The organism is Mesorhizobium sp. M1A.F.Ca.IN.020.03.2.1 (assembly GCF_004023205.1).
Classification (GTDB): domain Bacteria; phylum Pseudomonadota; class Alphaproteobacteria; order Rhizobiales; family Rhizobiaceae; genus Mesorhizobium.
The window spans coordinates 1-6,253 of the sequence record NZ_RZSV01000285.1 but is presented as its reverse complement, the minus strand read 5'-3'; the positions used below and the strand labels follow the sequence as shown (position 1 = coordinate 6,253).

The 6,253-nt window shown below is 64.5% G+C and carries 7 protein-coding genes and 1 tRNA gene; 7 read left to right on the top strand and 1 reads right to left on the bottom strand.

The window, feature by feature from the left end:
• On the bottom strand, window positions 1–219 hold a 219-nt coding region (locus EOA79_RS28450), incomplete at its 3' end, for an AEC family transporter (protein WP_206639280.1).
• Window positions 220–382: 163 nt separating this feature from the next.
• Here EOA79_RS28450 and EOA79_RS28445 point away from each other — a divergent pair.
• From EOA79_RS28445 to EOA79_RS28410, 7 genes are all read left to right on the top strand, one after another.
• The gene (locus EOA79_RS28445) at window positions 383–931 is read left to right on the top strand and encodes a histidine phosphatase family protein (RefSeq protein ID WP_095825647.1); all 549 of its coding nucleotides are present in this window, start codon (window positions 383–385) and stop codon (window positions 929–931) included.
• Window positions 932–1,223: 292 nt separating this feature from the next.
• Window positions 1,224–1,292: transfer RNA gene (locus EOA79_RS28435), tRNA-Met, on the top strand.
• Between the two features lie 354 nt (window positions 1,293–1,646).
• Window positions 1,647–2,792, top strand: a complete 1,146-nt coding sequence (locus EOA79_RS28430) for a slipin family protein (protein ID WP_095825648.1) — start codon at window positions 1,647–1,649, stop codon at window positions 2,790–2,792.
• Between the two features lie 177 nt (window positions 2,793–2,969).
• The gene (locus tag EOA79_RS28425; RefSeq protein WP_066999801.1) at window positions 2,970–3,251 is read left to right on the top strand and encodes an acyl carrier protein; all 282 of its coding nucleotides are present in this window, start codon (window positions 2,970–2,972) and stop codon (window positions 3,249–3,251) included.
• Window positions 3,252–3,297: 46 nt separating this feature from the next.
• On the top strand, window positions 3,298–4,488 hold the full coding sequence (locus EOA79_RS28420; RefSeq protein WP_095825649.1) for a beta-ketoacyl-ACP synthase: 1,191 nt from the start codon (window positions 3,298–3,300) through the stop codon (window positions 4,486–4,488).
• Window positions 4,489–4,505: 17 nt separating this feature from the next.
• The gene (locus EOA79_RS28415; RefSeq protein WP_095825650.1) at window positions 4,506–5,777 is read left to right on the top strand and encodes a beta-ketoacyl-ACP synthase; all 1,272 of its coding nucleotides are present in this window, start codon (window positions 4,506–4,508) and stop codon (window positions 5,775–5,777) included.
• Window positions 5,778–5,815: 38 nt separating this feature from the next.
• Window positions 5,816–6,253 (top strand): alcohol dehydrogenase catalytic domain-containing protein (locus tag EOA79_RS28410; RefSeq protein WP_164893978.1); only part of this gene is annotated, 438 nt, incomplete at its 3' end.

The window sequence follows — 6,253 nt, the reverse complement described above, 5'->3', positions numbered from 1 at the left end:
AACCGCCGCAAAATAGGCGCTCCACAGCGACCACGGCGCCACGCCATGGAAATCGGAGTTCACCATCGTCTGGAACAAGAGCAGCGGCATAGCCACGTTGACGGCGAATTCGGATATGCCCTCACCACTTGCCGGCTTCAGATAGCCGGTAAGGCCGGCGAGATAGCCGAGCGCAACGAGACTGAAGACGAAGAGGACGGTTTCGGTGAGCGGCGTCATTGTTCGGGCGGAGACATCTTTACCGTGATAGGCAAGCCTCGAGCGCCGTGCAATCGGCCGTTCTCCGGCCGACCGTTGGTCCTCTGCTTGTTTTTCAGCCGGCTTTGCGGTCCCTATATGCCGAAGATGGCCCCGGCCTCTCCGGCCGCCATAAGGACTTCACATGCTGCGACTTGCCCTGGCGCTTTTCCTGCTTGCCGTTCCCACCCTCGCCCACGCAACCGACGCCGGCTGGGCGCTGCTGCGCGATGGCGGCCATATCGTCCTGCTTAGGCATGCCTTCGTCACCGGGACCACCGATCCGGCGAATTTCGACATCGGCAATTGCGCCAGCCAGCTCAACCTGTCCGAGCGCGGCAAGCAGCAGTCAAGCCGCATCGGGGCGCTGTTTGCGGCGCGCGCAGCGCCCATCGAGCGTGTGCTCTCCAGCCGCTACTGCCGCTGCCTTGACACCGCCCGCATCGCTTTCGAGGCCGAACCGAAACCATTTGCGCCGCTCGACTTGCTCAAGACCGATTCGGCTGAGAAGGCCGCTCAGATGGAGGCGGTGATGAAGGAGATCCGGGGCTATTCCGGCTCTGACAATCTGGTGCTGGTCACGCATCTGGAAAACATCCAGGCGCTCACCGGCGTCTCGCCGCGCGAGGGCGAGGCCGTGGTCGTGGCGCCTAATGGAGACGGCCTCAAAGTGCTCGGCCGCGTCACCTTCTGACGGCATAGGTCTGCCCAGCTCAGCACTGTGGCCGAAATGCCACAGCCGCAAGAAGCCGCAAGCCCCCGCGATAATGCCGCTTGCGACAAGCCGTCGCAGGGTCTATAGGCGCGCTCCCGGTCACGAAAACCGAAGCGAGCACAACGGTTGGAGCTTTCGTCTCCGCCCGCGCAGCCGGCTTTGCCGCGCTGTGTACGGCGCCGTTTCGGAGTGTTGGGATCGCCGATGTAGCTCAGAGGAAGAGCGCCGGATTTGGGTCCGGAGGTCAGGGGTTCGAGTCCCTTCATCCGCACGGATAGCTCAGTTTGGTTAGAGCGTCAGACTCATAATCTGATTGTCGAAGGTTCGATTCCTTCTCCAACGGCCTGTTAAGCCGACACCTTTGGGTGGTGTTATCCAAAACGGTCCGGGGACCGGAATGCAGAAGACCTGACGGACGGCTAGGCCTTCGGGCCGAGGCCGTATCGAACGGTCCGATGCCATCGGCTCGCGGCCAGGCTCGCGGTGACGATCAAGGCGCGGCAATGCCGGCAAAGGAGCCTTCGGGCGCCGGCGCCCGCCTTGCCGCCCCGCGATCCGCTCCCGAAGGCCCGCCGCCTGGCGATGCCACCGGTCTCCGGATCATTCGTGCCGGGAAACGAAGCGAGAAACGAAAGGACGATCGACGCATGACGTGACGCCTCACATGGGGCCATGCCCGACAGGAGTAAAGACAATGAAGACCATTCTCGAAAAGGTTCTGGGACGCCAGCGCGTCCTCGTGAAGGAAAATGAACGTGCCGTTGCCCTCTACAAGGGCGAGATCCAGGCTGTCCTGATGCCGGGCGAACATTGGCTCGACAACCGGCGCGGAAACCTGGAAATCTCCAGGCACGACCTGAAGAACCCGGAATTCGTTTCGGCCTACGAGAAGGCATTGTTCGACAAGCTCCCGGATGTGGCCGCGCGTCACTTCACCGTGCTTCGCACCGGGCGCACCGACATTGCCGTGATCGAGCGCGACGGCGCCCTTCATGCCGTTCTCGCTCCGGATCGCAAGCTCGTGCTGTGGACGGATGCCGGCCCGTGGGCGGTGACCTCCGTCGACACGGCGGCCGATCTGGCCGTCGATCCGGCCTTGATGCGCCGGATCGGCCAGGCCCGAAAGACGGAACACATGTTCCTGCATCCGGTCGTGGACGGTCAGGTCGGTCTGCTGTTCGTGGACGGCGTCTACACCCGCACGCTTGCCGCGGGGGTGCACGCCTTCTGGAATGTCGGGCGCATGGTCCAGGTGAAGGTCGTCGACCTCAAGCGGCAGTCGCTTGATGTCGCCGGGCAGGAAGTGCTGACCAAGGATCGCGTGACGATCCGCGTCAACATCGCCGTCGAATACCGGGTCGTCGATCCGGTGACGGCGGTGAGCACGGTGAAGGACTTCTCGGAAGCCCTCTACCGCGCCCTGCAGTACGCCTTCCGCAAGACGCTCGGCGCGCTCACCCTCGACCAGATCCTCGACAAGAAGATCACGGTCGATGAGGAGGCAGCCGCCAAGGTGCGTTCCGACATGGCCGCGATCGGCCTCGAGGTCAGCGATATCGCGCTTAAGGATGTGATCCTGCCCGGCGAGATGCGCGAGATCCTCAACCAGGTGGTTTCGGCCGAGAAGCAGGCCGAGGCCAACGTCATCCGCCGCCGCGAGGAGACGAACGCCACGCGTTCGCTGCTCAACACGGCCAAGGTGATGGCCGAGAATCCGGTGATGCTGCGGCTGAAGGAACTCGAGGCTCTCGAGGCCATCGCCGGCAAGGTCGAGCGCCTGACCGTCCACAACGGGACGGGCGGGCTGCTCAACGATCTGGTCAAGCTCCGCGAAGGCTGAGCTTACGCCACGTAAAATGGGAAGGGCCGCCGGTTGCCCGGCGGCCCTTCTTGCGTCCACAAAGCCGGCATCCCATCTGCGCCCGGCGTGTCAGGCCTTTTCCTGCCCGGAAAAACCGATTAGACAGCGCCAAAACAAGATGCGGACAGATTCCGCCCGCAACCGAAGGAAGAGCCCTTGTCCACCACGTTCGAGAAAGTCGCCAAGATCATTGCCGACACCAGCGAGATCGATATCGACACCATCACGCCCGAAAGCCATACCATCGACGATCTCGGCATCGACAGCCTCGATTTCCTCGACATCGTCTTTGCCATCGACAAGGAATTCGGCATCAAGGTGCCGCTCGAGAAGTGGACGCAAGAGGTCAATGACGGCAAGGCTTCGACCGACGACTACTTCGTCATGCAGAACCTGTGCGCCAAGATCGACGCGCTGGTCGCGGCCAAGGCCGCCTGACGAGCGCGACCTTGTCCCACCTCCAGCCTGACCAGCAAAGCCGCTCATGAGCAGCCCGCGCGACGTCGTCATCACCGGTATCGGCCTTGTCTCTTCGCTGGGAGAAGGACCGGACGCGCATTGGCAGAAGCTGACCCGGCCGGGCGTTGAGCCGGTGCTCGATGCGACGCGCTTTGCGCCCTACACAATTCATCCCCTGCCCGAGATCGACTGGAACCTGCAGATCGCCAAGCGCGGCGACCAGCGCCAGATGGAGACCTGGCAGCGGCTCGGCACCTATGTCGCCGGCCTGGCGCTGGACGACGCCGGCATCAAGGGCAATGACGAGCTTTGCGCGACCATGGACATGGTTGTGGCGGCCGGCGGCGGCGAGCGCGACGAGGCCGTGGACAGCGCGATCCTGGCGGCGTCCGAGAGCCGCAACGACCGCGACGTGCTGCTCAACGAGAAGCTGACCACGGAATTGCGGCCGACGCTGTTCCTCGCCCAGCTTTCCAATCTGCTCGCCGGCAACATCTCCATCGTGCACAAGGTCACCGGCTCGTCTCGTACCTTCATGGGCGAGGAAGGCGCCGGCGTCTCTGCCGTTGAGACGGCCGCCGCGCGCATCCGCTCCGGCCAGTCGACCCATGTGCTGGTCGGCGGCGCCTTCCAGACCGAGCACTCAGACATGCTGCTCGGCTATGAGCTCGCCGGTTATCTGCATCGCGGCCCGTGGAGACCGGTCTGGCAAAGACAGGGCGCGGAAGGCGGCGGCGTGGTGACGGGCTCGGGCGGCGCTTTCTTGGTGCTCGAACAGCGCGAGCATGCGGAGAGCCGGGGTCGCAGGATCTATGCTGAGCTCGGTCCTGTGGTTTCCGGCCGGGCCCGGCGCCGGCGCGGCGAGCTGAATGCCGACATCGCCGCTTTGCTGAAGCAGGCGGCGCTGCCCGCCGGCGAATTGCTGACGATTTCCGGTGCCTCCGGCGCCCATGCCGCCACGGCGGCCGAAAAGGTGGCACTCGATGCCAACCCGGCGCTTGCAGTGCGCGCCTTCTCGACGCTCACCGGCCACATGAAAGAAGCGCAGTTCCCCTTCGCCGTGGCGCTTGCCGCGCTCGCCGTCGACCGCAAGGCCCCCTACCCTGTCTTCGATGCCACAGTGGAGCAACCATTCGAAGGCGCCCCCAGCTCCGTCCTTGCAACGGCGATCGGCTATCACCAATTCGAGGGCCTGGGGCTGATCAAGGCCGCTTAGAGCGAGACAGACAGAACATGGCCAATCTCCGCGATCACATGGGCAGGCCTATCGTCGCCGTGACCGGCATCGGCGTGGTGACTTCGCTTGGCGTCGGCAAGGCCGACAACTGGGCGGCGCTGACCTCAGGCAAATCCGGCATCCATCCGATCACCCGTTTTCCCGTCGATCATCTGAACACCCGCATCTCCGGCATGGTCGATTTCCTGCCGTCGAGCTCCAAGGGTGCCAGTCCCCTCACCTACGAGCTGGCCGAGACGGCCGCCCAGGAAGCGGTGTCGGAGGCCGGCCTCGATTCCGGCGATTTCGGCGGCCCGCTCTTTCTCGCCTCGCCGCCGGTCGAGCTCGATTGGGCCGACCGCTTCTCGCTCTACAATTCCGACAAGAAGGAAAGCGGTTCCGAGAGATTGCTGCGCGTGGCGCGCGGACTGAAGGAGCTCGGCATTTTCGAGACCACCCAGTTCGGCTCGATCGCCGATCGCCTGGCCGATCGTTTTGGCACGCGCGGCCTGCCGATCACGCTGTCGACAGCCTGCGCGTCAGGCGCCACCGCCATCCAGCTCGGTGTCGAGGCCATCCGCCGCGGCGAATGCGACAAGGCGCTGTCGATCGGCGCCGACGGCTCCGCGACGGCCGAAGCCCTGATCCGCTTCTCGCTGCTCTCGGCGCTTTCCACCCACAACGACATTCCCGAAAAGGCCTCGAAGCCCTTCTCTAAGGACCGTGACGGTTTTGTCCTTGCCGAGGGTTCCGGCGCGCTTGTGCTGGAATCGCTGGAGGCGGCACTTGCCCGGGGTGCCACTATCCTCGGCATAATGCGTGGCTGCGGCGAGCGCGCCGACGACTTCCACCGCACCCGCTCCAAGCCTGACGGTTCGCCGGCCATCGCCGCGGTACGCGCCGCCCTTGCCGATGCCGGCTTGAGCGAAGACGAGATCGACTACGTCAACGCGCACGGCACCTCGACGCCGGAAAACGACAAGATGGAGCATCTGTCGCTGTCGACCGTGTTCGGCGAGCGGATCGGCTCGATGCCGATCTCGTCGAACAAGTCGATGATCGGCCACACGCTGTCCGCCGCCGGCGCGGTCGAGGCCGCGTTCTCGCTGATGACCATGCGCGAAAGCGTCATCCCGCCGACCATCAATTACGACAATCCTGATCCGGCAATCGTGCTCGACGTGGTGCCAAACAAGAAGCGCAACGCCGAGGTCGGCACGGTTCTGTCGAATTCCTTCGGCTTCGGCGGCCAGAACACCTGCCTTGTCATGGCGCGGGAACCGGTCTAAGCGGACGTTTTCCCGCTTCCAAAGTACCAACAGGCCAAATGCGCGCATTGCAACTTATCGAGGACCGCCGCCTTGAAACGGTGGACCTTCCGCCTCCCCCGCCGCCTTCGCAAGGTGAAGTGACGCTCCGCATCAAGGCGGTGGCGCTCAACCATATCGACGTCTGGGGCTGGCGCGGCATGGCCTTCGCCAAGCGCAAGCTGCCGCTGGTCGTCGGCGCCGAAGCCTCGGGCGAGGTCGAGGCGGTCGGACCCGGCGTCTCCACCCTCCTGCCGGGGCAACTGGTGTCGATCTACGGCGCGCGAACCTGCGGGCTCTGCCGTGCCTGCCGCGAGGGCCGCGACAATCTTTGCGAGCACGTCTCCGGCGTCCACGGTTTTCATCTCGACGGCTTCGCGCAGGAAAAGATCAACCTGCCTGCCCGTCTCCTGGTGCCTGCGCGAAGCCGTCGAGATGAAAACCGTGGACGCCGGAGA

Excerpts from the sequence above, each read along its gene's own strand:
- EOA79_RS28445 (WP_095825647.1), top strand. The coding sequence starts at position 383 with ATGCTGCGACTTGCCCTGGCGCTTTTCCTGCTTGCCGTTCCCACCCTC.
- EOA79_RS28430 (WP_095825648.1), top strand. The coding sequence starts at position 1,647 with ATGAAGACCATTCTCGAAAAGGTTCTGGGACGCCAGCGCGTCCTCGTG.
- EOA79_RS28420 (WP_095825649.1), top strand. The coding sequence starts at position 3,298 with ATGAGCAGCCCGCGCGACGTCGTCATCACCGGTATCGGCCTTGTCTCT.
- EOA79_RS28415 (WP_095825650.1), top strand. The coding sequence starts at position 4,506 with ATGGCCAATCTCCGCGATCACATGGGCAGGCCTATCGTCGCCGTGACC.